At 62.5% G+C, this 26056-nt stretch carries 21 protein-coding genes; 8 read left to right on the top strand and 13 right to left on the bottom strand.

The window, feature by feature from the left end; genetic code table 11:
- Positions 1-6: 6 nt before the first annotated feature.
- Positions 7-927, bottom strand: a complete 921-nt coding sequence (locus ACVWY1_RS06525) for an iron-sulfur-binding ferredoxin reductase (protein ID WP_139669410.1) — start codon at positions 925-927, stop codon at positions 7-9.
- Positions 928-1202: 275 nt separating this feature from the next.
- On the opposite strand from ACVWY1_RS06525, the gene ACVWY1_RS06520 reads away from it, so the two are divergent.
- From ACVWY1_RS06520 to ACVWY1_RS06505, 4 genes are all read left to right on the top strand, one after another.
- Positions 1203-2726, top strand: coding sequence for a fumarate hydratase (locus ACVWY1_RS06520; protein ID WP_457377991.1), 1524 nt, complete (start codon positions 1203-1205; stop codon positions 2724-2726).
- A 158-nt stretch (positions 2727-2884) separates the two neighbouring features.
- On the top strand, positions 2885-3856 hold the full coding sequence (locus ACVWY1_RS06515) for a hypothetical protein (RefSeq protein WP_457377990.1): 972 nt from the start codon (positions 2885-2887) through the stop codon (positions 3854-3856).
- 65 nt (positions 3857-3921) lie between these two features.
- Positions 3922-6513 carry a hypothetical protein gene (locus ACVWY1_RS06510; protein ID WP_457377989.1) on the top strand — a complete coding sequence of 864 codons (2592 nt, stop codon included), beginning with the start codon at positions 3922-3924 and terminating at the stop codon, positions 6511-6513.
- The gene (locus ACVWY1_RS06505; protein ID WP_457377988.1) at positions 6510-8903 is read left to right on the top strand and encodes an RHS repeat-associated core domain-containing protein; all 2394 of its coding nucleotides are present in this window, start codon (positions 6510-6512) and stop codon (positions 8901-8903) included. Before ACVWY1_RS06510 ends, ACVWY1_RS06505 begins: the two co-directional genes overlap by 4 nt.
- 32 nt (positions 8904-8935) lie before the next feature.
- Here ACVWY1_RS06505 and ACVWY1_RS06500 read toward each other — a convergent pair whose 3' ends face one another.
- From ACVWY1_RS06500 to ACVWY1_RS06470, 7 genes are all read right to left on the bottom strand, one after another.
- Positions 8936-9526 (bottom strand): GNAT family acetyltransferase, encoded by a 591-nt coding sequence (locus ACVWY1_RS06500; protein WP_277503020.1) that lies wholly within the window; start codon positions 9524-9526, stop codon positions 8936-8938.
- A 145-nt stretch (positions 9527-9671) separates the two neighbouring features.
- Positions 9672-10250, bottom strand: coding sequence for a DJ-1/PfpI family protein (locus tag ACVWY1_RS06495; protein ID WP_139669400.1), 579 nt, complete (start codon positions 10248-10250; stop codon positions 9672-9674).
- 74 nt (positions 10251-10324) lie between these two features.
- The gene (locus ACVWY1_RS06490; RefSeq protein ID WP_198755682.1) at positions 10325-11482 is read right to left on the bottom strand and encodes a phospholipase D-like domain-containing protein; all 1158 of its coding nucleotides are present in this window, start codon (positions 11480-11482) and stop codon (positions 10325-10327) included.
- A gap of 1 nt (position 11483) precedes the next feature.
- The gene (locus ACVWY1_RS06485; RefSeq protein WP_102682795.1) at positions 11484-12065 is read right to left on the bottom strand and encodes a YceI family protein; all 582 of its coding nucleotides are present in this window, start codon (positions 12063-12065) and stop codon (positions 11484-11486) included.
- 44 nt (positions 12066-12109) lie between these two features.
- On the bottom strand, positions 12110-12406 hold the full coding sequence (locus ACVWY1_RS06480; protein WP_139669396.1) for an amidase: 297 nt from the start codon (positions 12404-12406) through the stop codon (positions 12110-12112).
- The gene (locus ACVWY1_RS06475; RefSeq protein ID WP_277503019.1) at positions 12403-13479 is read right to left on the bottom strand and encodes a serine hydrolase domain-containing protein; all 1077 of its coding nucleotides are present in this window, start codon (positions 13477-13479) and stop codon (positions 12403-12405) included. Before ACVWY1_RS06475 ends, ACVWY1_RS06480 begins: the two co-directional genes overlap by 4 nt.
- 46 nt (positions 13480-13525) lie before the next feature.
- The gene (locus ACVWY1_RS06470) at positions 13526-14413 is read right to left on the bottom strand and encodes an acyl-CoA dehydrogenase (RefSeq protein ID WP_457377987.1); all 888 of its coding nucleotides are present in this window, start codon (positions 14411-14413) and stop codon (positions 13526-13528) included.
- Positions 14414-14546: 133 nt separating this feature from the next.
- Here ACVWY1_RS06470 and olsB point away from each other — a divergent pair, with 133 nt between their 5' ends.
- Together olsB and ACVWY1_RS06460 are read left to right on the top strand one after the other, a co-directional pair.
- Complete coding sequence (gene olsB / locus ACVWY1_RS06465) at positions 14547-15302, top strand: L-ornithine N(alpha)-acyltransferase (protein WP_102682799.1); 756 nt, start codon at positions 14547-14549, stop codon at positions 15300-15302.
- On the top strand, positions 15302-16090 hold the full coding sequence (locus tag ACVWY1_RS06460) for a lysophospholipid acyltransferase family protein (protein WP_277503016.1): 789 nt from the start codon (positions 15302-15304) through the stop codon (positions 16088-16090). Before olsB ends, ACVWY1_RS06460 begins: the two co-directional genes overlap by 1 nt.
- 16 nt (positions 16091-16106) lie before the next feature.
- On the opposite strand, the gene ACVWY1_RS06455 is transcribed toward ACVWY1_RS06460, so the two are convergent.
- Positions 16107-16685, bottom strand: coding sequence for an acyl carrier protein phosphodiesterase (locus ACVWY1_RS06455; protein ID WP_457377986.1), 579 nt, complete (start codon positions 16683-16685; stop codon positions 16107-16109).
- Between the two features lie 152 nt (positions 16686-16837).
- Between ACVWY1_RS06455 and ACVWY1_RS06450 the strand changes: the two genes are divergently transcribed.
- Positions 16838-17140, top strand: coding sequence for an ArsR/SmtB family transcription factor (locus ACVWY1_RS06450; protein ID WP_110697584.1), 303 nt, complete (start codon positions 16838-16840; stop codon positions 17138-17140).
- Between the two features lie 24 nt (positions 17141-17164).
- Entirely contained in the window at positions 17165-18214 is a 1050-nt protein-coding gene (locus ACVWY1_RS06445; RefSeq protein WP_277503014.1) for an alkene reductase, read from the top strand.
- Positions 18215-18267: 53 nt separating this feature from the next.
- Here ACVWY1_RS06445 and ACVWY1_RS06440 read toward each other — a convergent pair whose 3' ends face one another.
- The 4 genes from ACVWY1_RS06440 to ACVWY1_RS06425 all read right to left on the bottom strand — a co-directional run bounded on the left by ACVWY1_RS06440 (position 18268) and on the right by ACVWY1_RS06425 (position 25977).
- Positions 18268-20421: an autotransporter outer membrane beta-barrel domain-containing protein gene (locus tag ACVWY1_RS06440; protein ID WP_277503013.1), complete on the bottom strand. Its 2154-nt coding sequence runs from the start codon at positions 20419-20421 to the stop codon at positions 18268-18270.
- 244 nt (positions 20422-20665) lie between these two features.
- The gene (locus ACVWY1_RS06435) at positions 20666-22741 is read right to left on the bottom strand and encodes a hypothetical protein (RefSeq protein WP_457377985.1); all 2076 of its coding nucleotides are present in this window, start codon (positions 22739-22741) and stop codon (positions 20666-20668) included.
- Positions 22742-22829: 88 nt separating this feature from the next.
- Complete coding sequence (locus ACVWY1_RS06430; protein WP_457377984.1) at positions 22830-24851, bottom strand: hypothetical protein; 2022 nt, start codon at positions 24849-24851, stop codon at positions 22830-22832.
- Between the two features lie 301 nt (positions 24852-25152).
- Positions 25153-25977, bottom strand: coding sequence for an ATPase (locus tag ACVWY1_RS06425; RefSeq protein WP_457377983.1), 825 nt, complete (start codon positions 25975-25977; stop codon positions 25153-25155).
- Positions 25978-26056 lie beyond the last annotated feature (79 nt).

The following is a 26056-nucleotide window of genomic DNA, read 5'->3' as shown; positions in this document are numbered from 1 at the left end:
CAGCCCTCAAACATGCTCGGTAAACACGTCCGCAAATATCTGATTACGTGGCACCCCAGCAATGAACAGCCGTCGGGCAAAGCGCTCCACGCTCCCAGGTGACCCGCACACCAGCGCCATGGTCTGACGCGACATCAGCTTCAACCCAGCCAGCGCTTCATCCAGCTGCGCCGCCAACACCCATTCGACCGTCACTCCGTCCAGCGCCTGTAACGACTGCGCCAGATAGTGCCCCTCAGCGGTGTGTGCCACGTGCAGCACCCGAATTTCCCCCTGATGCCCCTGTCGCAATGCCTCACGCAGGATGCCCCACAACGGCGCCAGCCCGGTACCCGCCGCCAGCAGCCAGAGCGGCCGCGCCTGCCAGTCCGGGTCGTAGTGCAACGCACCGCCCCGGAGTTCGCCGAGCCTCAGCACATCCCCCAGCCGAAGTTGCCTTGCCTGGTCGCAGAACGCGCCGGAACGGTGGCAATCCAGGTGAAATTCGAGAAAATCGTCCTCGCCCGGCAGGCTCGCCAACGAGTAGGGTCGCGCAACGCCGTCGCTCCACAACACCAGGTGCTGCCCGGCCTGGTAGCGCAATGGCCGCTCCGGTCGCAGCCTCAGACGCAGCACATCGGCGAACCAGTCCAGCCCGATCACCGTGGCCGGCAGGCCATCGTTTCGGGGGTCGAACAGCGCCACCCGCAGGTCACTGGTGACCGAGCACTGGCAGGCCAGGCGCCAGCCCTGCTCGCGTTTTTCCGCCGCCAGCGCCTCGGGTTTCGCGTCGAGGGGAATACCGTCCAGGCAACGCACCAGGCAGGCGTGGCAGCTGCCGGCGCGGCAGCTGTAGGGCACGTTCAGGCCTGCCTCGTTGAGGGCATCCAGTAGGTTGCTGCCGCCTGGCACTGCCCATTGGCGCTCGCCCACGCAGAGTTCGGGCATGGTCAGGTTTCTCGTCCGATTAAAAGTATTACTGGCGCCACTTTGCGCTACCGATGCCACAGCATCGCATGTCATCAGCAAAAAGGATGCCCCTTCCCTGCCGACCTTGGTCCAGACCACGTGCAGGTGTTTCCGAAGACGGGGGCACGGTATACTGCCGCGCCTTTTTTGTGCCGGCCCGACCAGCCGGCGCCTTGCCAGGCGTTCCTGACATACAGGTGTGCACTGTCGGAATGCCTTTTCGAATGTTCCCGTCTTTAAGAGGAGCGCGCTGCATGACCGTGATCAAGCAAGACGACCTGATTCAGAGCGTCGCCGACGCCCTGCAATTCATCTCGTACTACCACCCCGTCGACTTCATCCAGGCGATGCACGAGGCCTACCTGCGTGAAGAGTCGCCTGCCGCGCGTGACTCGATCGCCCAGATCCTGATCAACTCGCGCATGTGCGCCACCGGCCACCGCCCGATCTGCCAGGACACCGGCATCGTCACCGTGTTCATCCGCGTCGGCATGGACGTGCGCTGGGACGGCGCCACCCTGAGCGTCGACGACATGATCAACGAAGGTGTGCGCCGCGCCTACAACCTGCCCGAGAACGTCCTGCGCGCCTCGATCCTGGCCGACCCGGCCGGTGCCCGCAAGAACACCAAGGACAACACTCCGGCAGTGATCCACTACTCCATCGTCCCCGGCGACAAGGTCGAGGTGGATGTCGCGGCCAAGGGCGGCGGCTCGGAAAACAAGTCGAAGATGGCCATGCTCAACCCGTCCGACTCGATCGTCGACTGGGTGCTCAAGACCGTCCCGACCATGGGCGCTGGCTGGTGTCCGCCTGGCATGCTGGGCATCGGCATCGGCGGCACCGCCGAGAAAGCCGCGGTGATGGCCAAGGAAGTGTTGATGGAATCCATCGACATCCATGAGCTGAAAGCCCGTGGCCCGCAGAACCGCATCGAAGAGATCCGCCTGGAGCTGTTCGACAAGGTCAACCAGTTGGGCATCGGCGCCCAGGGCCTGGGCGGCCTGACCACCGTGCTCGACGTCAAGATCATGGACTACCCGACCCACGCCGCCTCCCTGCCGGTGTGCATGATCCCCAACTGCGCCGCTACCCGTCACGCCCACTTCGTGCTCGACGGTTCCGGCCCGGCCGAGCTGGAAGCGCCATCGCTGGACGCCTACCCGGAAATCGTCTGGGAAGCCGGCCCAAGCGCCCGCCGCGTGAACCTGGACGCGATCACCCCGGAAGAAGTCGCCAGCTGGCAGCCCGGCGAGACCATCCTGCTCAACGGCAAGATGCTCACCGGCCGCGACGCCGCGCACAAGCGCATGGTCGAGATGCTCAACCGCGGTGAAGAACTGCCGGTGGACCTCAAAGGCCGCTTCATCTACTACGTAGGCCCGGTCGACCCGGTCGGCGACGAAGTGGTCGGCCCAGCCGGCCCGACCACCGCCACGCGGATGGACAAGTTCACCCGCCAGATCCTCGAGCAGACCGGTCTGCTGGGCATGATCGGCAAGTCCGAACGTGGCCCGACCGCCATCGAGGCGATCAAGGACAACAAGGCCGTGTACCTGATGGCCGTCGGTGGCGCCGCCTACCTGGTAGCCCAGGCCATCCGCAAGTCGAAGGTCCTGGCCTTCGCCGAGCTGGGCATGGAAGCGATCTACGAGTTCGAAGTGAAGGACATGCCGGTCACCGTCGCGGTGGACAGCAAGGGTGAATCGGTGCACATCACCGGCCCTGCGCTGTGGCAGAGCAAAATTGCCGAAAGCCTGGCGGTGGAAGTGAAGTAATTTCAACATTCACCCGTAAGAAAAAAGCCGCTCCCTCGAGGAGCGGTTTTTTTTGCTCGCAAGAAATTATGGAGGCTCCCACAGCCAGCAATAAATACCGCTCTCATCGCGCACTTTCCTACTCAAATGAAGCCTCACTTCCTTCAGAGGCAAACCTTATGAGCAGTACTGTAAAAGCCAATCAATGGCTACGCCGCTTCCAACTGGATATCACTTCCAACTCCCGTCGCGTGTATGCCAATGGCTGCCAACAAGTGGAGATCACCGTCACGCTCGAACCTCGTAACGGCCAGACGATCTCTCGAGAAAGTCTCGACTCGCTAGCCTTGGTCCAGATCGATGACGAAGGCATCCCTCGAGTATTGGATCAGCCGGACCTCTACGCGCACACACAGCGCGATGAGCGATTCATCTACCACAACGCCACCGGCAGTGCCCCCAGCGCACTGCTGGCGTCGTCGTCCAAATCCATTCACCGACGCTTCTATGTGACATCGAAGCGTCCTGGCGGCACGCTGAGCCCTATCTACGCGGCGATCTGGATGGATGAAGATCATCTGTTCGTCACCAATGCCGAACCCTTCAAGTCCTCGGTCGTCATTGAATCCATCGCCCCTGCGCTGGGTCATAAGGAGCTCTTCCAACTCAGCGTCGAGTCACCCCTCAAGTACAAGCTCCCCAGCGACAATCTGAATTACTGGGATGACGAATTCGAAGAATCGGTCGGCTATTTCGGATTTGCCGATCCGAGAACCATGGTGGTCCAAAGCGAGGCGCTGGCCACACCTTCGTCTCACCCCATCTATGAAATGAACGCATGGGATCACGCATTGATCTCTTTCCAACTTACCAATGACTACAGCCAGCACCGCAAGGTGACGGTCTATGAGGCAGGCCAGCCATTCACGGTGAAATCTCCAGAGTCGGACCGAGTCCATCACCAGCGTCCGGGACACCTGCTGATCCATATGTACGCCAAACGCTTCTATAACCGTCACTACAGCAGCTCCCAGACTAAGCGCAGTATCTGGAAGGTGATCGACCAGCATGGCAATGGCTATGAAGTCGAGTTCTTTGTTGCAGAAGCAGGAAAGCATGTGTCCTTCAAGGTAAGTGCGAGCCAGGCCTGACCTTCCTGGAAACTCGGTGCCCGTGAAAAGGGGCACCGACCTCTCCCTGCGACAGGAAACACCCAATGTCTACGATACATACCCAAGCCAGCAATTTTCTGGACTTCATGAAAACCGGCGTGGACAACCGTACCGGCCAGTTCACCCTCGCCGTCGCCCTGCCCCTACCACCCGCCAACCAGCTGAGAGGGCCGGCGCTCTCGATCACCCTGGTCTTCAGCGTGCTGGGCTCAAGTGTCAACAAAGGCTACGGACTAGGCTGGACCCTCGGGCTGTCCGAGCTCGACGGGAACACCCTGAGGCTCGCCTCCGGCGAGCAGTACGCCATTGATCAAGATGCTTCCACGTTCGCAGCCGATACGCCGCTGACCTTCAGCGATCAAAAACTCCCGGCGCTGCGAGTCACCCCACAACACAACGGTGATTTCCGGGTAGACAAGAAGTCCGGAGAACGCGAAATCCTGCGGGAGCAGGAAGACAGTGGCCGCTATCTGGTCGAGGAAATACACTCCCCGGAGGGCCATCGCCTGTTCATCAACTGGGCGCCCTACGGCAATGACGGCCAATTCATTCTGCAGCGGATCAGCGATGAACAGCGCGCGCTGCTGAGCGTGGATCAGCTGGAGGAAGAAGTTCATCTCATCTTCAACCCGGATACCACGCAAGCGCTTATGTTGCGTCTGGTGTTGAGCAATGACCGACTCAGCGAAATCCACGTTCCCGGCATCCAGCGCCCTTTCGGCATCGAGTACGACACCCTGGCCCTGGACAATGGAGCCCACCTGCTGCTGCCCACCACCCTGCACAGCCCGCTGGGCGCCCACGACATCGTCAAGTGGGCGACCGGGGCCGACGGCCATCAGCTGCCGGCCAACGCACCGTTTTCCCATCTGCCGCGGGTCGAGTCATGGATCCACAGCGCCGGCCCCCCCGACACCGAAAGGATGCACCACTACCGATGGATCGGCACGGCCAATTTCCTTGGCTTCGGCAGCGCCCAGGCGTTTTCCTGGGAACATGGACGAGACAACCTCTATCAGGTCGAAAGCGACTACCAGTACGAAGTGGTCGAAACGGTCAGCGATGCACAGGGCACGATCCTGGATACCATCACCCGCACCTGGAACCGCTTTCATCTGCCCCTCCTGGAAAGCTCGCGTCGAGGCAATTGCGAGATCAGCACGCATACCCGCTACGGTATCGACCCTGGCAGAACCTGGGAGGAGCAATCCAGTACCTGCCAGCTCCCCCATCAGGTCTCGACCACTTACACAGACCATGCCCGCCCAGGGGCCAGTCGCACCGAAACGACGGTTTATCAATACGACAACTACGGCAACATCACCCAGGTCGACTACCCAACCGGCATCAGTGAGATCAATTGCTACTATCCCGCCGAAGGGGGAGAAGGTTGCCCAGCAGATCCCTTGGGGATGGTGCGCTTCCTGCGCAAGAAAACTACCCGGCCAGCCAAGGCTGACGGCTCAGCTCCAATGTTGAGCAGCACGTACACCTATGCGCCACTCCCTTCACTGATCGTGGATGCCCCAGCGCATATCGTGGTCGAGCGTGAGCAGTTGCTGGACGAGCTGGACAGCCGCTTGCTGGAGGAGACCCGCCACATCTATTTCCATCAGCCCCACATCTGCTACGGGCGCATCCAGCGAAGCGTCACGACGCTCAACGGCAGGTCTACCGCTACCGAATACCACTATGGGCACGCAAACGGAGCGTTGGTTTTACGGAGCACGATCATCGGCTTCGAAAATGACGACGTGAACCGCTCAACCCACAACACCGCGCAGTCCCTGCTCACAGGCCAGACCATTTGGGAACGTAGCGAGAGCGGGGCGCTCACCCGCTACGAGTATGACCCGATTGGCCGTATCGTCCGAACACTCAACGCAACCGGTAGCCCGTACCAGACACAGCGTCTGGTGCGTTACCACCTGGGAGACGCACTAGCCGTGAACCTGCACGGCACAAGCGTCCTGCCAGCGATGATGGTCGAACAGGTGGAGGTCACCGGCCGACGCCAGCGTCTGTGGCTCGACGGCGACGGACGTACGCGGCGTATCGAATTGGAAGACCTGGACAACGAACCCGGTCGCTTCCTTGAAATCATGCGCTGTGAATTCGATGCCCTGGGCCGGCAGATACGCCGGACGACCCAGGACTGGTTGTCCAAGGATTCGCCTGTTCCGCTGTCCCTGACCACCACCACCGTCTTCGACGACTGGGGCCAAGCCACCCTTACCATCGACGCCCAACGCATATCCACACATACGGTCCAGGACCCAATCACTCGTCGCTGCGAGCAATGGCAAGCTGCGGGCGGACTCTCCAGCCCTCGGAATGTGACCCTGAAAAACCTCGCGGGCAGCCCCATCGAAGAGCAGCGCTACGATTGCGAAAACAATCTGGCCCGCACATTGAAGTGGGTGCGCGATGGCCTGGACAGGGTAGTCGAAGAGCGGCTCAGCGTACCGAACATGTCCACTACCGTTACCCGCTACCGATATGACCACTATTCGCGGGTCATCGAAAAAGTCTTGGAAGATGGCACTACCCTCGCGTGGCAATTCGCGCCCCACAGCGATGGACAGCATCCCGAAATGATTACCACCACTGCTCCTGCGCACGAGGAACAACCATGAACGCCATCACCTTGGGGCGGCAGACTTTCGACGGCCTGGGCCGCCAGCGCTCGGTCGAAGTGGCCGGGCGCACCACCCACTACCACTACCGCCCGGGCCAGTTGCCTCCCCACGCCAATACGCTTGCCGATGGAAGGCGCGTGGACTTCGCCTACGAACCACAACTGCATGACGTGCTGCTGTCTTCCACTGCCGAGGGCGGCCACAGCGAACAACTGCATTATCACCCTCGCCTGGGTCACCCCACCGAGGCCAGTGGTGCCCTGGGGACGCTGAAGTGGAGCTTCTCACCCGCCGGCTTGCCGCAGCAGGAGTCCTGGGTCATCGAGGGCGCCGAGTACAGTACCCTTTGGCATACATCGTTGGGCGGCAGGCCACTGGGTTTCGTGGACGCCAACGGCACCAAACAACAACGCCATTACGATGCATTCGGCAGGCTCGCGCAAATCATCGCAGGCAAGGTCAGTACGCGCATCACCTATGACGCCCTTTCACGTGTGAACCAAGTCACCACTCAAGATCAAGACGCCCGCGTTCTGGTCAGGCAACTGACCTACGATGCCATGGGGCGAGAAGCCAGCAGCACCTTCACCCTGACCGAAAACGGTGCAACTCGGACCTTCACCCAAACCCTCGGCTACAACACACTCGATCAGCTCATCCGACGTACTGGCAATGACGGCCAGCAAGAGGCTGACGAACGCTTCGCCTACGATTCGCGAGGCCGCTTGGTGCGCTTTACCGCGAACACCAATGCCGCACCACGGGATCCGTTCGGCAACGCCATCGTCGAACAACGCTTTGTCTTCAATGAGCGCGACGGCTATCGACAAGTCACCAGCCGTTTCAACGACGGCAGCGAAGATGTCGCCCACTTCCACTACGCAGCCGATGACCCCTGCCAGATCGTGGCGATCGATCATAGCCACTCCAGCTGGCCAGCGCGGATTGAGCTGACCTACGACGCCCACGGACGCGTCATCGCCGACAGCCTGGGGCGCAAGCTCACGTGGGACGCCCACGAACGTCTGCAACGCGTCGAATATGAGGGCAGGACATGCGAGTACCGCTACACCCCGAATGGCCAACTACGCGACCGAATTATCGATGGCACGCTCAACCGCAGCTTCTTCAGCGGCAAGCAACTGACCCATGAGCACCAGGGAAACACCACACTTGAGGTGATGGGCGACGGCAGCACTCTGTTCGCGGTGAGCGCGATCACCGAAGGTGTACGCCAGACAACTTTGCTAGGCTGCGACGGCCAAGGCTCGATACGCATCAAAGCCGGCGCCCAGGCGCGCATGCTGCAATACACCCCACATGGCAGCGAACAGGGCAACGACCAGCAACAGCCGTTCGGGTATGCAGGAGAACGCCGTGAACCACTGACCGGCTGGTACATCGCCGCAGGCTATCGGCCCTACGACCCCTTGCTGATGTGTTTCCTCGCGCCCGACAGCGAAAGCCCGTTCGGTCATGGCGGTATCAATGCCTACACCTACTGTGGCGGCGACCCGGTCAACCGCATCGACCCAGATGGGCACAGCTGGCAGACCTGGGTCATGGCCGGCATTGGTCTGGCAGTCGGAGCACTGGCTACGGTCGCCAGCTTTGGCGCCGCCGGCGCCGCGCTTGCCGCGGGCGGTATCCTCAGTGCCAGCGGTGCACTGGCCGTGGCGACGGCGACGCTCAACATCGTGTCCTTGGGCACGGGAGCGGCAGCGATGGCCATGCAAGCGCAAGGCAAGAATGAGCAAGCCGCCAACGTGCTCGGCTGGATATCGTTAGGCACAGGGGTATCCAGTCTTGCAACGGGGGGCTTGGCGCGGATGGCTGGAAAATGCGTCAGCACCCTCAAGCGCAGCAATGCACTGAGAAAGCCCGCAGCTCACGCCCCCAAGAACCCTCAGCATTCAATTGACGTCATGTTCAGAAGCCCCAGAACCAACCAAGCAGAGGTCGTCTGGTACGACGATGCATGGGGCAGAGGGATAAAAGCTTTTGAAACACATGGGGGCAAGAACGGTGTCTTGATGAATGCGGCCGGCCAATACGAAGACGCAGCACGCATCGCGCTGCGCGAAATAGCCCCGCGCCTGGCCCATACGCCAGCTGGCGAGCCCATCGTCCTGCTGGCCTGCTGGGGCGGGAAAAGCGGCGCGGCGCAACGAATCGCCGATGTGCTGCAACGCCCGGTTTATGGCACCGACAAGATCACTTACGTCCCAGGTGTAAGCCGTATGGACAGGCTGGACGTCGGCAATCTCTGGTCGACCGTGCCCATGCAGAAGATCTCTAGATACCGTCGATTGCTAGGTGCCAAAGGTCCGTACGACTTCGACAGTACCCTGGAGCCGGCAACTGGACGAATGTACTTCCCATCATGAGGCCCCTACCTGTAGACACACCGTCAGGCAGATCATATCGGTAGCGCCTTGAGCCAGAACGACATGATCTTGTCGCTGCTTTCCTGCTCGTCCCGATCGCGCCAGGCATGACGGGTACGCAATGAAGGGTCCTGCAGGAAGCCGCGGTTACGCCAGAAACCGTGCAATGGTTTGTAATTGGCAGGCCGCAGCGGGTGTATGCCTGGGCGCTCGACAACGCAGAACGCGCAGTAATCAAACTCGGCCAACTTGTGTGCATACGATTCGCGCTCGATGAAAAAGCGCACGCCCAGGCCCTGACTGCGATAAGCAGGTAGCAACACCGAGCCACCAAAGTAGTACACCGACGTCGGATCACGTCCCTGGGCAAGGAACGGTTGCTGGAAGAGAGGCGTCTCGTCTGTCAGCGGCAGGCCGGTGGAGGCACCTACTAATTGGCCACCGTCCAATGCCACCACCATCAGGCTGCGACCAGAATCGGCGTAGGTGGCCAAGTGATTCGTCTCATGCTCCAGCGAACCTTCATAGAGGTAGGGATACTCGCGAAACACCGTCAGGCGCAAGCGCGCAAGCTCATCGATATAAGGCGCAATCGCCGCGCCATGCAGCAAGCGTATTTCCATGGGGAAGCAGTCGTCTGGTCGCGGTGGATAACGCGCTCGGGCAAGCCGGCCTGAGGGGAAACCCTACCATCGGCATCGCAACCTGCCGTTGTCCCTGTGCGACAGGTGCTTCTCCAGGACCGCTACCGACAGACTGCTCACGACCTTACTGAATGCGCGTCCCAAGCACCTTGAGAAACGCCGCAAGCCACGCCGGATGCGCAGGCCAGGCCGGCGCCGTCACCAGGTTGCCGTCCACATGGGCCTGGTCCACCGCGATATCGATGAACCGTCCGCCCGCCAGCCGTACCTCGGGCGCACAGGCGGGATAAGCGCTGCACTCACGCCCTTCGAGCACACCTGCCGCCGCCAGCAACTGCGCCCCATGGCACACCGCCGCGATCGGCTTGCCGGCCAGGTCGAACGCCTTGACCAGCTCCAGCACCTTGTCGTTCAGGCGCAGGTATTCCGGCGCACGCCCACCGGGGATCAGCAACGCGTCATAGCTCTCGGCCCGCACCTGAACGAAGTCGTAGTTCAACGCGAAGTTGTGCCCGGGCTTCTCGCTGTAGGTCTGCTCGCCTTCGAAATCGTGAATTGCCGTGCGCACCGTCTGCCCGGCGATCTTCTCCGGGCACACGGCATGGACGGTATGGCCGACCATGGCCAGGGCCTGGAACGGCACCATCACTTCGTAGTCCTCCACATAGTCACCCACCAGCATGAGAATCTTCTTCGCCGTCATCGCATCCACTCCATCGGTTGTCTGGGAACAGTTCCAGCACGATAGTCTGCTTTGCGTGACGGCGATATACGTCGCTAGTCGCGGCGATCCAGCAGATTGGCCACCAGCCGGTCCAGCCAGCCCCACAGGCGCTGTTGCACCCGACGCCACAGTGGACGGGCATGCCAGCGCGCCAGGTCGACCTCCAGGCTCTGGGCGAAATCGCGCTCGAAGCTGGCGGCGACAGCAGCACTCAGCGGCGGATCGATGGCTTCGACGTTGGCCTCGAGGTTGAAGCGCAGGTTCCAGTGATCGAAGTTGCAGGAGCCGACGCTGACCCAGTCGTCCACCAGCACCATCTTCAGGTGCAGGAAGCATGGCTGGTATTCGAATATCCGCACCCCGGCACGCAGCAGCCTTGGGTAATAGCGGTGCCCGGCATAGCGCACCGCCGGGTGGTCGGTGCGCGGGCCGGTGAGCAGCAGGCGCACGTCGATGCCCTTCTGCGCGGCACGGCGCAGCGAGCGCCGCACGCTGAAGGTCGGCAGGAAATAGGGCGTGGCCAGCCAGATGCGCCGCTGGCCGCTGTTCAGCGCGCGCACCAGCGCATGCAGGATGTCCTTGTGCTGACGGGCGTCGGCATAGGCCACCCGGCCCATGCCCTGCCCCTGCGCCGGCACCTGGGGCAGGCGCGGCAGGCCGAAGCCCTCAGGCGGGCGCCAGGCGGTGCGGCGCTGGTTGGCGTGCCACTGGCGGTCGAACAAGAGTTGCCAATCGGTGACGATCGGCCCCTCCATGCGCACCATCACCTCGTGCCACTCGCTGGTGTCGGCATCCGGTGTCCAGAACTCGTCGGTGACCCCGGTACCGCCGACCACCGCCCAGCGTTCGTCCACCAGCAACAGCTTGCGATGATCGCGATAGAGGTTGCGCAAACCCCGGCGCCAGCGCAGGCGGTTGTACCAGCGCAGCTGGACACCCGCCGCCAGCAGGCGCTCGCGCAACGACACGGTAAAGGCCAGCGAACCGTAGTCGTCGAACAGGCAGCGTACCCGCACGCCGCGCCGAGCCGCCTGCTCCAGGGCGTCGACCACAGCCTCGGCGCAGGCGCCGGCCTCGACCAGGTAAAGCTCCAGGTCGACCTGGAACTCGGCACGCACGATCGCCAGGAGCATGCGCGGGAAGAACTCGGGGCCGTCGATCAGCAGTTCGAACTGGTTGCCATCCCGCCAGGGGAAGACCGGCCCCGGCATGTCAGCGGGCGGTGAAGATCAGCACCGCGCTCACCGGCACCGAGGGGTTGATCGACTTGAGCCCGGCCAGCTTGCGCAGGTTTTCCAGGCCCGGCAGCAGGCCGAACGCCGAGGCGCGCAGGATCAGCGGCTCCAGCGTCACCACCTGGAAACGCCGCTCGTCCAGGCGTGTGGCCAGCAGCAGGGTGTTGTAGCTGCGGGTCTGGCCGTGCAGGGTCACGCTCACCGGCAAGCGCAGTTCCAGCTGCGCGCCGTTGGCCAGGTCGTTGATCGGGCGCAGGTCGATCTGTGCCTGCACCGTGGCCTCGGGGAACTGCTCGAAGGCGAACAGGCTGTCGCGCATGCGCTCGTCACGCAGTGGGATGCCGCTGCTGATCGAGTCCATCTCGATGCTGACCTCGGCCGCGCCCTTGCGGTCGACCTTGCCATGCAGCACCAGGAAACGGTTGACCTCGGCGATATTGCCATTCTTGCCGGTGACGAAGGACAGGCGCGAGGACTCGCCATCCAGGTGCCAGTTGGCATGGGCGGGCAGGCACAGGGCGAGCAGGAGGGCGGGCAGCAGGCGGGACGGCTTGAACATGTGAAATCCTGTGAATCAAGGCCGTCAACCTTACCTGCACGGTTTCAAGGCAGCAAGCGGCAGCCTTCGCGGTTGCCCTGCCAGGCCGCCTGGTTGCGCCGACCTAGGCCCTCGGCGGTGACCAGACGCCGGGAGCTGTCCTCTTCCAGCAGGCCCAAGGGCAGGTACTGGCGCACATAGCCCCGGCAATAGGCCTCAGCGAAACCCATCACGAACCGGCACGAGCAGTACTCTTTCGCCGAGTAGGCCGAAAGGATATCCGGGAAGTCCGCCAACGCCTGGCGCTCGTGCCAGCCCCAGGCCGACAGGGCCAGTACCAGCAGAAGCACGACCCGCTTCATGCCCCCTCCCCGGCGACGGCCGCCAGCACCCGCTTGAGCAGTTCGTTGTGGCTGAAGCTGCCATCGCGGTCATCGGCGTAGCGCACGATCACCAGCTTTTGCGTGGGCAGCACATAGAGCGCCTGGCCCCAGTGGCCGAGTGCGGCGAACGTGTTGCTCGGCGCATCCGGCCACGGCACTGGCTGGCCGGGCAATGACTGGTTGAGCCACCAGTGCCCGCCGGGGTTGGCTTCACCCGGCACAGGCTGCGCGGCGCTGAACAAAGTGCGGTTGAACGCCACCCACTCGGCCGGCAGCAACTGTTGCTCGCGCCAGTGCCCGTCACGCTGCATCAACAGACCGATGCGCGCCAGATCGCGCGCACTGAGATAGAGGTATGAGGAACCTACATAAGTGCCCGCGCCATCACGCTCCCAGACCGCACTGTCGATCCCAAGTGGGGTGAACAGGGCTTGCCAGGGATAGTCCGCATAGCGCTCAGGTGCGAGCATGCCGCGCAGGCTGGCGGCCAGCAGGTTGCTGTCACCGCTTGAGTAGACGAACTGCGTGCCAGGCGCACTGGCAGCGGGCCTGGATGCCGTGTAGGCGGCCATGTCGGTGCGGCCACGGGTGTAGAGCATGGCCACCACCGACGACTTCAATGGCGCATATTCGTAATCTTCCTGCCAGGCCAGGCCACTGGCCCAGTGCAGCAGGTCGGCCAGGCGCAGTCCGGCATGCCGCTGCAGGGCCGGGTAATAGCGGGCAGCCGGGTCATCAAGCCTGAATCGCCCCTCGCCGTAAGCCACGCCCATGACCGTGGCCAGCACGCTCTTGCTCACCGACCAGGTCAGGTGGGGTGTGTCGGCACGGGTCGGCTCGGTGTAGCGTTCATGGAGAATGCGCCCGTCGCGGATGATCAACAACGCATCGGTGCGAATGCCACCGCGCACGGCATCGCATGGCGCGAAGGCGTAGGTGTCTACGGCTTGCCAGTCGATGACGGCGTTGTCGACTGGCCACTGCGCCGCGGGCCAGTCTTCGGCCCTGGCTGAAGCTACAGCCAGGGCACAGGCAAGGAACAGTGACTTCATGGGAGGCCTGTGTGGGGGCTCAAAGACCATCCAGCGTCTCAGGCTTTCATGACAATCCAGCGGCAGCCCAGGCCTTGGCCAGGCGCTTGTCACGGGCGGCGCCGGCCAGCGCCAGCACGCCCTGGTCACGTTGCCACAACTGCGTCCAGTGCGCCGGCCCGGCGGCGAGCGCCTGCTCGATCTCGCCCCGCAAGCCCTGGAACTGGGCAAACAGGCCCCCCAGCAGCAAATGGCAGGCCACGCTGTCCGGGCATTGCCGGCTGCCCTCGGCGCAGCCGGCGAGCAGCCCGATCAGTTTCAGACGGAGTGGCTGCGGCCAGGCGCACTCCTGGGCAACGCCATGCAGCCAAGCCACCAGCGCGGCGAGCACATACAGGTCTTCGAGGGAGCGGAACGGCTTGACGTAGGCATCCCAGCCATCGCCGGCCAGCAACTCGCACGCGGCATCCTGGAGCTGCAGGCGGCCATGGCCGACCTCAGGCATCAACGGCAGGGTCGGCAAGGCTTCAAGGCTGACCCCCGGCTCGCCCGGATAGACCACCGCCAGTTGCAACCGCGGCGCCTCGCCCGCGCCTTCGTGGCGCGCCGCCACCAACAGCCATTCAGCGTCCAGCCCGGCGGTGACGAAGTCCTTGCTGCCGGTCAAGCGCAGGCCGTCCAGGCGGGTGTGCATGTCCGCCGGGCGCACGCTGCGCCGCTCGGTGGCACACAGCGCCCCCAAGCTGGCCGGTGCGCTGGGCCACAGCACCCGCAGTGCCGCCTGGTAGCCGAGCAGGAAGGCCATACCGGGCGTGGCCATGGCACGCCCGCCCAATACCGCCAGCTCGAACGGCGCCACCGCCCCCAGGCGCTCGAGCACCGCCGCATAGGTTTCACCCAGGGTCGCCGCCAGCGGGTGGCGCAAGGGGTCGTTGAGTCGTTGCAACCAGGCCATCGCAAGCTCCTTTGAGGGGTGTCACGCAAGCATCACCAAAGATTCACGGGGGTGACACCGGGCGTACCTAGGCTGACTTTGCACAACAAAGCCGACCGGCCGCAACCCTTTGGCTGGCTTATGGAGACTCACGATGACCCGGATCGCTCGCTCTGGCGACACCAGTACTGAACGCCGCCTGCAAGCCGAACGCCTGGTCGGCGCCGCGGCCCTGCAGGAAGCACAGGCCCTGCGCTTCAAGGTGTTCAGCGCCGAATTCAAGGCCAAGCTCAAGGGCGCCGAACACGGGCTGGACATGGACGACTACGACATCCACTGCCGCCACATCGGCGTGCGCGACCTGGCCACCGGCCAGCTGGTTGCCACCACCCGCCTGCTCGACCACCAGGCCGCCAGCAGCCTGGGCCGCTTCTACAGCGAAGAGGAGTTCAGCCTGCACGGCCTGTTGCAGCTGCAGGGGCCGATCCTCGAGCTGGGCCGCACCTGCGTCGACCCGGCCTACCGCAACGGCGGCACCATCGCCGTGCTCTGGAGCGAACTGGCCGAAGTGCTCAACGAGGGCCGCTACAGTTACCTGATGGGCTGTGCCAGCATCCCCATGCAGGACGGCGGCGTGCAGGCCCACGCCATCATGCAGCGCCTGCGTGAACGCTACCTGTGCACCGAGCACCTGCGTGCCGAACCGAAGAAGCCGCTGCCCAGCCTGCCGCTGCCGAACAACGTCATCGCCGAAATGCCCCCGCTGCTCAAGGCCTACATGCGCCTGGGCGCGAAGATCTGCGGCGAGCCGTGCTGGGACGAGGATTTCCAGGTTGCCGACGTGTTCATCCTGCTCAAGCGCGACGACCTCTGCCCGCGCTACGCCCGTCACTTCAAGGCGGCGGTCTGATGCGGCGCCTGCGGGCCGGTGCCCGCCTGCTGCGGCTGTTTCTGGTGCTGACCCTGGGGCTGGCCATGGCCTGCGTCATCGCCCTGGGCGAGCGTCTGGGGCTGAACGCCTCGATAGAACAGCGCCAACGCTGGACACGGCTGTTCATGGGGTATCTGGTCGCCGCCCTGCCCTTCGACGTGCAGGTCAGGGGCGAGCTGCCGCAACAACCGATGCTATGGGTCTGCAACCATGTGTCGTGGACCGACATCCCGCTGCTGGGCATGCTCACCCCGCTGTCGTTCCTGTCCAAGGCCGAGGTACGCCACTGGCCGCTGGCCGGCTGGCTGGCCGAGAAGGCCGGGACGCTGTTCATTCGTCGCGGCGGCGGCGATGCACAACGCCTGCGCGAGCAGATCAGCGAACAATTGGGCGAGCAACGCCCCCTGTTGATCTTCCCCGAAGGCACCACCACGGACGGTCGCAGCCTGCGCACCTTCCATGGGCGCCTGCTGGCCGGGGCGATCGACCAGGTCACGCCGCTACAGCCTGTGGCAATCCAGTACCTGCGCGCGGGCCAGACCGATCCGATCGCGCCGTTCATTGGCGAGGACGACCTGGTTTCCCACTTGATGCGGCTGTTCGCGCAAGACCGCGGACAAGTGCTGATCCACCTGTTGCCGCCAATCGGCAGCGCGGGCAAGGAACGCGCGGTACTGGCTTTCGAAGCGCAACAGGCGGTCCATCTGGCGCTGTTCGGCGTAGAGAATGTCGAGGTGGCACCGAGGCGACAGGCTCGGGCAGCCTGAATCCGCGATTGCGGACTCAAGCCGATTGCTGTGCCTGGGCAAATGCCTGCAACTGCGGATAGAACTCGCGAAAGTCCGCCAACAACGGCTCGTACAACCGCTCCAGTTCCGCCATCACCCCTGCAATCCCCTCAGGCCGCGACAGGCGCCGGGCAATCCCGGCAAACACCTGCTCCAGGGTAGCGAAATCGCCATACGCTCCCAGCCAGTCGTCCGCCGCCATCAATGGCGCAATGCGCGCCAACCGGCCCGGCAACTCCGGCTCGGCGAGCAATACCTTGTAGAAGTCATCGGTGAACCGCGCCAGCGGCTGCTCGGCATACGCCGCCCAATGCAGTGCCAGGCAGTGGTCGAAGAACACATCCAGGACGATCCCCGCGAACCGCCGCCGCTCGCGCGGGAAACGCGCCAGCGCCGCCAGCACCAGCGGGTGGCTGTCGGTGTAGCGGTCGATGTGTCGGTGCAGCCGAATCGAAGCCTCCAGCGCAGGCGGGAAGCGCCCCGCGAGCTCGCCCTTGACGAAATCGCCATACAGGCTGCCAAGCAGTTGCTGCGGCGCGGGGCCGCCCAGATGAAGGTGCGCGAGATAGTTCATGGCGCCAGTCTAGCACCGCTGTCAGCTATATCGTCATAAGACGATATAGCCAATGCCGCTGGCCTTAGGATCACTTCATATTTGTATATCGCGATACAGCGATTTATATTTCGATCCATCGCGATATACCGCTACACGCCACGAGCCCAACCATGCCCCTCGATCTCGACGAAATAATAAAAGCCCTGGCCCATCCGGTTCGACGCGACATCCTCAACTGGCTGAAAGACCCGGCCGCGCAGTTCCCCGACCAGCACCACAGCACCGAGCACGGCGTGTGTGCCGGGCAGATCGACCAACGCTGCGGCCTGTCGCAGTCGACCGTGTCCGCCCACCTGGCCACCCTGCAGCGCGCAGGCCTGATCAGCAGCCAGAAGATCGGCCAGTGGCATTTCTTCAAACGCAACGAGGCGACCATCAAGGCGTTCCTCGAGCACATGAGCCAAGAGCTCTGACCTGATCCAAGCGAGGCTTTGCACATGACGACGTTGTTCGACCCGATCACCCTGGGCGACCTCGAGCTGCCCAACCGCATCATCATGGCCCCACTGACCCGTTGCCGCGCCGACGAAGGCCGCGTGCCCAATGCGCTGATGGCCGAGTACTACGTGCAACGCGCCAGCGCCGGACTGATCCTCAGCGAGGCGACCTCGGTCACGCCGATGGGCGTCGGCTATCCGGATACTCCCGGGATCTGGAACGACCAGCAGGTGCGTGGCTGGCACAACGTGACCAAGGCCATCCATGGCGCGGGTGGGCGCATCTTCCTGCAACTGTGGCACGTCGGGCGCATCTCCCACCCGTCGTACCTCAACGGTGAACTACCGGTGGCCCCAAGTGCGATCCAGCCCAAGGGCCACGTCAGCCTGGTGCGCCCGCTCAGTGACTACCCGACCCCGCGCGCGCTGGAAACCGAAGAGATCGCCGACATCGTCGAGGCCTACCGCAGTGGCGCCGAGAACGCCAAGGCCGCCGGCTTCGATGGCGTGGAGATCCACGGAGCCAACGGCTACCTGCTCGACCAGTTCCTGCAGAGCAGCACCAACCAGCGCACCGACCGCTATGGCGGCTCGCTGGAGAACCGCGCGCGGTTACTGCTGGAAGTGACCGATGCCGCCATCGAGGTGTGGGGCTCCGGCCGCGTGGGCGTGCACCTGGCGCCACGGGCCGATGCCCATGACATGGGCGACGCCAACCGTGCCGAAACATTCACCTATGTGGCCCGGGAGCTGGGCAAACGCGGCATCGCCTTCATCTGCTCGCGGGAGAAAGAAGCTGACGACAGCATCGGTCCGCTGATCAAGGCAGCGTTCGGCGGCCCCTACATCGTCAACGAGCGCTTTGACAAGGCCGGCGCCAATGCTGCCCTGGCCAGCGGCAAAGCCGATGCCGTGGCCTTCGGCATTCCGTTCATCGCCAACCCCGACCTGCCAGCGCGCCTGGCCGCCGATGCACCGCTCAATGCGCCGCATTCGGAGACGTTCTATGGCAAAGGCCCGGTCGGGTATATCGACTACCCGCGAATGTAAGCGAATGCTGAGCCTGTAGAATCGGGCTCCAGCAAGTGGATGCCGGCGGGCGATCAGAAGTTGTAGCGCAACCCCAGGTTGACCCCGTACGGCTGCTCGATATGCTCGCCATTGCTGTACTGGAACTCGCCGTGCAGCTGCAGCACTTCCGAGACCTGCGCCACCAGGCCCACGGCCACCTCGCCACGGGTGCCGGAGAGGTCGTTGGTGAAGTGGTTGTCGTTGATCTTCACCTTGTTGCTGTTGATGAACTCGTGAGCCGCCGCGACTTTCAGGTAAGGCTGCAGGACACTGCCGTTGTCCAGCGCCAGGCTGCGCCCGACCTGCGCACCGACCTTGCCGAGCACCGAGTTGGCGCCATCGCTCTGGGCGCGCATGCCGTTGTCCAACGTGTAGCCGTTATCATCGACCCACAGCGTGGACAGCTGGGTGAACGGCTCGACATACCAGCCATCGTCCAGCTTGAAGTGCCGCCCGACCTCCACCGAGGCCCCGAGGCCGTCATTGTGATAGTCACCCTTGGTCTTGCGACCATCGCTCATCACCACGTCGTTGCGATTACGGAAACGGTTGTACTTGAGCACGGCATCAATGTAGTACCCATTGTCGGCCATCCAGCTGCTGTAGGCACCGACGTAGTAGCTCTTGACCTTGCCGGATGAACCGAGGCTGAAGTCCAGGTCGGACTCGCTGTAACCGCCCATGACCCCGAGCAGCCAGCGCCCGTCGTGGCCTGGTACCGCGCCGTCGGCACCGAAACTCACACCGTTCTGGTCCTGCTGATAGGCCACAGCGTTGCCCGCCGAAAGGTTGTAGCGGTTGCCGTAGCTGCGCATCCAGATGCCCTGGCCATGCCCCAGGCGCAATTCACCCATGCGGCTGCGCAACGAGGACAGCTCGCCATACCAGACGGTGGGTGCGGCACTGAACATCCCCAGCACTGCCCGGGCGCCCGGCGTCACGATGGGGCTGCCGCTGTCGTCGAACTTCTGCACCAGGTACCAGTTGTCCTCGCCCTCGCCTTTTTCCAGGGTGTAGGTGTAGGTACCGAAATCGATATCGTGCAGCAGGCCGAAGGTCGCATCACCACCACCGGTTTCGACGATACGGTGCGGAGCCTGCCCTTCGACCGGATCGGCGCCGGTACTGGCGATGCTCAACTGGTGGCTGCCCTCGGCGGCCCCGGTGACCTTCAGCAAATCGCCGGTACCACTGGCCAGGTCGATGTCCATCACGAAGATGCCCGAGCCCTTGAGGTTGTCTACCGTCAGGGTCTTGAAGCCAGTCGTTGTGTCCCGGTCGGTGAAATCCACCGTGCCATTGTCGAGCGTGAGGTCGCCAACCTCGCCATCCTTGGTCAGGATCCAGCGGCCACCGCTGTTCAGCTCCAGGCTCTGCACATTGACCAGGCTCCCCCGCAGCGAGGCATTGTTCTGCAGCAGCAGGTTCGCGGTACTGCCGGCTTCCACCACTACGTCGCCGCTCAGTTGACTGTTGTCTGCGGTGAAGTCGGCGGTCATGCCGCCGATGACCTCGAGGATATTGCCATTGCCACCGATAAGCTGGCTGCCATTGGCCACCAGAATATGTGCGGTGCCGGTGGACTTACCGCTACCGGCCCTGACGATGATGGCACTCTCGGTGTCGCCCCTGACCGTCGATCCATCCAGGATCACCCGGGAGTCGCCACCGCCGTTGGCTGCCGACTCCTGGCGTACATCCAGACCATAGGTCTTGCCACTGATAAGGCTGCCACCCGTGGCTTGCAGACTGGAGCCGACGACGAAAGCACCGACGCGTTCCAACCCAGTGAGCGTGCTGCCTTCCAGTACAAGACTGCTGCCTTGCACAAGGGAGGCACCACTACCACCTGCAATCGTGCTGCCCTGGGCTCGGATACTGGAGGCTAGACGCGCCGAAACGCCGAACGAGGCTGCCGTCGCCCCACCCGTTACGGTTGCGCCATTGAGCAGCGCCTGGGTGCCATCGCGCAGGTTGATGCCGGCTTGGGCGCCAGTGGCGGCTACCTGTCCACCGTTGACAGTGACGGTCGACCCCGTAGAGACCGTTATACCCTGTGTGCTGCCGGTGGCGGTGATCTCCAGGGTCGATCCGTTTCTCAACTCGTATGTATCCGCGACCGGACCCGTGACCGTTTCGCTCTGATTGTCGAGTACCTTGGCCTCGACCAGGCCAGTGCCTGACATGACGGTTATCACACCCACCGCAATATTCAAGGGTATGCTGAAAACTCTCATATCGATCTCCCACTTAACATCGTCAACCGAACGGCTAGTTGTGGTAGCACCTCGGCGCAGTTGAAACGGCGAACAGTCTCGACAGAAAGTCGAAAATCTTCTGTAAGATTTTTCTGTTAGCGCGCCGGAAGAACACTGCTTTCCGTCTCGCCATAGCGCATGGAATGTGGGATATGCTGGGGCTGAGCCGTAACTACGGCTTGAATACATGAACAGGCGAAAACTGCCGCTTTTCACCCACCTTCGGAACAACGGAATAGTTGGCGTAAACCGTCTTTCCTTCATCTGCGTCAACCCAACCCGGCTCGATAAGCACAAGCCAGTAGCTGGCGTCCTGATACACCGCCGCCGTTGCATTCCTGGACGGTCCCCCTTCAACCTGCCAGTGAATGTCGACCTGATCGGTGCTCTTGACCTCGGGATAGCGCACGATGAACTTCGGTTCCTCGCCGCCAAAGGACATGTATCTGGGAGCCTGCATATCCAACAGCTGTTCCTGAATGTTCAGCTCCAGCACATTCGAGGTTTCCTCCTGATCATCGCGCAGGATCCTGTAGCTTATCGGCACCTTATGTCCGATCCCATGCATCACCACGCCAGCGGGTACCTCAAACACCAGATTCGCTGACCCGACGACGTCCTTCCAGGGTGACTGGTAGTCAATGCCCGGCACTGCCAGCACGATCGCGACCTGGTCCCCGTCCATGCCGGCATACTGGCGCACCGTGACCTTCACATGGCTGGCCCCGACGAAGTCGCGGTTGAAGTCCAACTGGTCTTTGTCATCGCCGAACGCCTTTTCTACTTCGGGGCGCGGGAAAGCAACACGCCCTACCCGCAGATCACGATTCGCGGAACCGGAGAGGGCGCCGCCCACTGCAGTCAGCGTATGGAACAAGGTGACCCGCCCCCCGACGAGGACCTCGACCTCGTCCTTCCCGACCCGTTGCTCAAGGTCACCCACGTGTTGAACATCGAGGGTCCAGCAAAGATCATGAGGATCTCCAGCAGCGGACATGCCATTCCACTCCAGCTGGAGCTGATCACCCCTGGCCATGTGGGGGTAGGCCTTGATCCGTATCGTCGCGCCCTGCGGCGGAACATCCTCGGGATCGAGCGCACCCTCCGCTGCCTCATCCACCTTAGGAGCTTCAAGTTCGAGGGAGCCGATAATGGAGATCACCCGTGGATCGGAGCCGAGTCCACTTTCTTCAATGCGATAGACAAGGTGTGCATCCCCCTGTAAAACCGCTGCCGCATGGGCGTTCTCCAAAGAAAACTCAACGCCATCAGCCTTCAATTGGCCGTGCTTGATCACAGGCGCCAGACGGCTGCCATTGGCGGTCATGCCCACCCAGACCAGCGTCACCGCCTGCCCGGCTACCCAACGGTCGTCGGGGTCCAGATAAACAAGAACGTCGGCATCTCCAAGCAGGCTGAAGTCAAGATTGCCCGCCTCGTCTGCATCCGCCACTCGCGGCGCAGGCAGGGGCTGGACGACCTCGAGCACCAGGCTGTCATGAACCAGGGACAGGGCGGACTCATTACCTGCCCGGTCCAGTACCTGGTAGGTAAAAGAGATAGGAATTCCGCCAACCAATGTCTGCAACAGGGCCTGGGGCAATGCGATGGGGGTAGCCCCACTCTCGCTGTCCACGGTGAACGGCCCCGCGCTGACTCGTTCAATGCCATCGGTCATACTGACCGTGATCGTGTCACCCCGCGCCTGATGCAAATAACCACTGATCGTGACCCAGAGCACGCCCTGCTCGAAATCGGACTCAAGGATGACGCCCCTGTCCTCCAATGCCTTGGGGAACACCATCTTCCCCAAGGCCCCCTCCTCCCCCCCAGGGGCCAGCCTGTCTATGCGAACAATCCGCTCTGGACCAAGCTCCCAGACCTCACTCATGTAGGGGCGAACAGCGTAGCCCAGGCTGAACCGCCGTTCTTCCCCCTCCCCCACCGAACGCCAAAAGGACGCTGGCAGGGTGAGTTCGAACTTATGATTCTCATCCTCCGCCTCAGACTGCTCGACAAAGTGATAAGCGCCCTCTTCGTCTTCGAGAATCTTTTCGTTCCAGACCAACGCTATGTGGTTATCAACCACAATTTCCGGCCACCACGGGACGATCACCTGCAGGTCATCGCCCAGCCTGTCGCCCGGTAACAGTTCGGGGACCTCATCGTAACCGTCATCCAACAGCGCATCGACTTCGAGTGCTTTGAATTCAAGCGTGCCCTTTATCCCTTCATTGAAGGTGCTCATGCGTCATCCTCTGCCAGTCAAGGTGCCTACAGACAACCATGGAATGTGAAGAAACAGTGCCCTGGCGAATCGCCAGGACACTTTCACTTCAAGGCAACGGGCATGTTTCCTCTCTGGGGTTTTTTACCGTGACGACTACACGCTTGTGACCGGCCTTCACCGGCCCAAACTTATTCGTCGCCGTGTACTCGACGGTGGCCGAGCCAGTGCAGACAATAAACGCCCATCGACGTGCGATCTCGTAGGTGAGTTCACCCTCGTCTATGTGATGCTGTTCGATTCTGATGAATGGGAGGTCTTCTTCAGCAGCCCTGATCGGGTTTCCGCCAGACGGACGCTGACTGTCGACTGCCCTGAGATGGATCACAATTTCGTCGCCCGGGACCACGTTGTCATAAAGCTCGATTCTCACCGGTAAAGGTCGTTGCGCCTTTTCGATGTCGATTGCGCCAAACCGATTGAGGTCGGTGAACTCGAGTTCCTTGAGTGCAGTGCCCTCTCCCGGTAGATCTTGCCCGCGCAAGACGGCAACAGGCTTGGATGGCGAAAGCGCGGTGTTTTCCTCGCCGTTCGCACCGAACACCCGGGTCACGGTATAGGCCATCTGTACCGTGCCGCTGGGCTCGCTGGCCAACACGGTCGGGAGAACCGGGCGGGTGATGTCGACCTTGGCAGCCGCCTCGGCAGCGCTCACGGGAGCAAGTGCGTGGGGGGGCTGTGCGCCCCAGATCAGTTGGAGTTTATCGTCCTCCTGCAACAGTTCACTACCGCCCACGGCGAACCAGGGGATGGTCACTTGCGCACCTGCGCCGACATCCTCGGGTGTCAGGTCATCCGTCTGCCCGGAGTCATCGCCGACGATGGTGGCCAATTTCAGATTGCCATGCCCTGGCAGTTCCGGATCGGGATCGGGCCCCCCCGGCAGTCGCAGGTCGACATTCACAGTCGCCGGGGACGTCGCGTCGCCGATCTTGAAGCCGTCGCGCCACAGTTCATAGCTGACCGCCACGGCACCTGTCTGCGGCCCAGCGCTGGTCAGCGGATAAAGCAAATCTAGCTCCAACAATGGGTTTGGCGATGGCCGCACCACGATGACTTCATGTTCATCCGAACGCTGCGTTCCCCAAAGCACGAAGACCTTGTCTGCGATACGAGCCCCGGTGACCGTGGGAACCACCAGCCTGATGCCCGCACGGGCATCTTGGTCGAGGATCAGCGGATCGCCCGGCTGATCAAATCCTGGCACTTCAGGTGTTGGCAAAACGACCGGAATATCCCGTAGCAGTAACTCGAGGGTGTTATGCGGCACGGAAACGACCGAGAGATTCCCTGCCCGATCCTGCGACGTGTAGGTGAATGTGATCAGGGTATTGTCATTGAGCTTTTGTAGCTCGGCCAGCGGCAACGCCACAGGCGTGGCGTCACTACTGCTGGTGACGGAGAAAGGGCCAACCGACAATGAGGTGGTGCCGTCGTTCATGGTCACCATGATCTGGTCACCCTGCTTCTGCGCCAGATAGCCCCTGACATGAACCGTGAGCATGTCCGAGACAAAGTCCGTTATCAGGATGCGCTTCCTGGCCTCGATCTCCGCAGCAAACGATAGCCTGGCGAGGGTTCCAGGGTTGCCGCCTGGCGCCAATTTGTCGATACGGATGACCCGATTGGGCCCTCTTTCGTATTCACCTGAAAACTCTGGTCGGACCGAGTAACCCACCTGGAAGGTGCGATCCTCGCCCTTTGCAACGAAATCCCAGTATGTACTCGGTAACGCCAGTGGAAACTCGTGAAGGGGATTTGCCGCTTCCGTCGCCGTGATCGAATGCCAGGCCCCGCCCATACCTTCAAGTTCTTCGTCACCGTTCACATACAGCGCGATGACCATACCTTCCTCGGCCGCATCCCAGTTGGGCACCCTCACGTTCAACGGTTTGTCATGATCCGCCACCGGCAAGAGTTCAGCAGGATTGTCCACGCCGTCCTCAACCAGACCCTCGACAATCAGGTCCTTGAAGTCCAACACTCCACCCTGTGGAAACAACACTCTGGAGCGTTTACCCGCGGGCCGCAGCAATTGGCCGCTAAGTTGTTTGGGTACAGGCTTGTTCATGGCCTTCTTCCTAATTGATTCTACTAGGAACGCGGCCCTGCACCCTTGCGGATACGGGGCAACGAGTTCGTCACGACACAAGGCACTTGCCAACGAGTGATGGAAACAGGATCAAGGAAGGAAACGGCTGCCGTCGTCGTGCTGTAGATGTAACAAACTCCCGCCAGCTCTACACCTGACAAAAATGCCAGGTACGGACGGGGCGGGGTCTGCCGAAGGGGATGCTGCAGGCGCGGGAAACAGGCAAGATCAGAGGCAATGGCACCCGATCGAAGTACCAGGTGCCACATTCATGCTCGGCTCAAGGGCGGGCATTGATCTGCTGTTGCAAGTTCTGGATCTGGCTCTGCAGGGTGTTGATATTGCGGGTCGTCTGCCCGCGGAAGGCATCGAACTCCTGCACCGAAGCTCCGCCTGCAGAGGCTGTCGGGCGATTGTCCACCTGGCTCTTGAGCACCAGCATATCTTGCTCCAGGCTCTCGATGGCGGCACTCGGGTTGCCCTGTTTCTTCAGCGCCGCCACGTCGTTGCTCAAGCTCTTTAGCTGGCCATCGAGCTTACCGCCGTCCACCTGCCCCGACTTGAGCGCAGCCAGCTCGGCATTGACGGCCTTGAGTTGCGCCTGCAACTGGCTTTGCAGTTCGGTGACCACCTTCTGCTGTTCACGGGTATCGGCCAGCACCTGCTCAAGGCGCTTGCCCAGGTCTCCCGCCTGGCCGGCAACGCCCAGCTGCTGCTTGCCCTGCTCGGCCAGGGAAGTCTGCAACTGGCGAATCTGCAACTTCAATGCCTCGCTGCCCGTACTGTTGCTGGATTCACTGGCGTCGACCTTGCCGCTGATCACCTGCAGGCGGCCGGCGGCCTCTTCACTGATACGGGCAAAGCTTTCCTGAGTCGCGACCAGTTGCTGCTCCATCAGCGCGAGCTGCTGGAAGCTCCACCAGCCAAGCCCGGCCAGGGCGATGAAAGCGGCGCCCAGCAACGTCCACAGCGGGCCATTGCTGCGCGGCCGTGCCGCCTTCTGGCGGCTGCGGGCGACATGGGCGGGCAGCAGTTCGTCGTCATCGGGAGTGCCGGCACGCAAGGAGGGCACGTCGTCAAAATCTTCATGGGCGTCGTTACGCATGGGTGCATTCAACCGCGGTAGTAGCAAAGAGGCATGAGTATAAACCGCCAGGGCGGCGCACTGATGACCATCATCCCAC

The organism is Pseudomonas sp. TE6288 (assembly GCF_054062095.1).
The sequence above is the reverse complement of the archived record's forward strand: the minus strand, read 5'-3'. Positions and strand labels throughout refer to the sequence as shown.

Bases quoted from the DNA above. Each gene is read 5' to 3' on its own strand.
- ACVWY1_RS06525 (WP_139669410.1), bottom strand. From the start codon at position 927: ATGCCCGAACTCTGCGTGGGCGAGCGCCAATGGGCAGTGCCAGGCGGC.
- ACVWY1_RS06520 (WP_457377991.1), top strand. From the start codon at position 1,203: ATGACCGTGATCAAGCAAGACGACCTGATTCAGAGCGTCGCCGACGCC.
- ACVWY1_RS06515 (WP_457377990.1), top strand. From the start codon at position 2,885: ATGAGCAGTACTGTAAAAGCCAATCAATGGCTACGCCGCTTCCAACTG.
- ACVWY1_RS06510 (WP_457377989.1), top strand. From the start codon at position 3,922: ATGTCTACGATACATACCCAAGCCAGCAATTTTCTGGACTTCATGAAA.
- ACVWY1_RS06505 (WP_457377988.1), top strand. From the start codon at position 6,510: ATGAACGCCATCACCTTGGGGCGGCAGACTTTCGACGGCCTGGGCCGC.
- ACVWY1_RS06500 (WP_277503020.1), bottom strand. From the start codon at position 9,526: ATGGAAATACGCTTGCTGCATGGCGCGGCGATTGCGCCTTATATCGAT.
- ACVWY1_RS06495 (WP_139669400.1), bottom strand. From the start codon at position 10,250: ATGACGGCGAAGAAGATTCTCATGCTGGTGGGTGACTATGTGGAGGAC.
- ACVWY1_RS06490 (WP_198755682.1), bottom strand. From the start codon at position 11,482: ATGCCGGGGCCGGTCTTCCCCTGGCGGGATGGCAACCAGTTCGAACTG.
- ACVWY1_RS06485 (WP_102682795.1), bottom strand. From the start codon at position 12,065: ATGTTCAAGCCGTCCCGCCTGCTGCCCGCCCTCCTGCTCGCCCTGTGC.
- ACVWY1_RS06480 (WP_139669396.1), bottom strand. From the start codon at position 12,406: ATGAAGCGGGTCGTGCTTCTGCTGGTACTGGCCCTGTCGGCCTGGGGC.
- ACVWY1_RS06475 (WP_277503019.1), bottom strand. From the start codon at position 13,479: ATGAAGTCACTGTTCCTTGCCTGTGCCCTGGCTGTAGCTTCAGCCAGG.
- ACVWY1_RS06470 (WP_457377987.1), bottom strand. From the start codon at position 14,413: ATGGCCTGGTTGCAACGACTCAACGACCCCTTGCGCCACCCGCTGGCG.
- olsB (WP_102682799.1), top strand. From the start codon at position 14,547: ATGACCCGGATCGCTCGCTCTGGCGACACCAGTACTGAACGCCGCCTG.
- ACVWY1_RS06460 (WP_277503016.1), top strand. From the start codon at position 15,302: ATGCGGCGCCTGCGGGCCGGTGCCCGCCTGCTGCGGCTGTTTCTGGTG.
- ACVWY1_RS06455 (WP_457377986.1), bottom strand. From the start codon at position 16,685: ATGAACTATCTCGCGCACCTTCATCTGGGCGGCCCCGCGCCGCAGCAA.
- ACVWY1_RS06450 (WP_110697584.1), top strand. From the start codon at position 16,838: ATGCCCCTCGATCTCGACGAAATAATAAAAGCCCTGGCCCATCCGGTT.
- ACVWY1_RS06445 (WP_277503014.1), top strand. From the start codon at position 17,165: ATGACGACGTTGTTCGACCCGATCACCCTGGGCGACCTCGAGCTGCCC.
- ACVWY1_RS06440 (WP_277503013.1), bottom strand. From the start codon at position 20,421: ATGTCAGGCACTGGCCTGGTCGAGGCCAAGGTACTCGACAATCAGAGC.
- ACVWY1_RS06435 (WP_457377985.1), bottom strand. From the start codon at position 22,741: ATGAGCACCTTCAATGAAGGGATAAAGGGCACGCTTGAATTCAAAGCA.
- ACVWY1_RS06430 (WP_457377984.1), bottom strand. From the start codon at position 24,851: ATGAACAAGCCTGTACCCAAACAACTTAGCGGCCAATTGCTGCGGCCC.
- ACVWY1_RS06425 (WP_457377983.1), bottom strand. From the start codon at position 25,977: ATGCGTAACGACGCCCATGAAGATTTTGACGACGTGCCCTCCTTGCGT.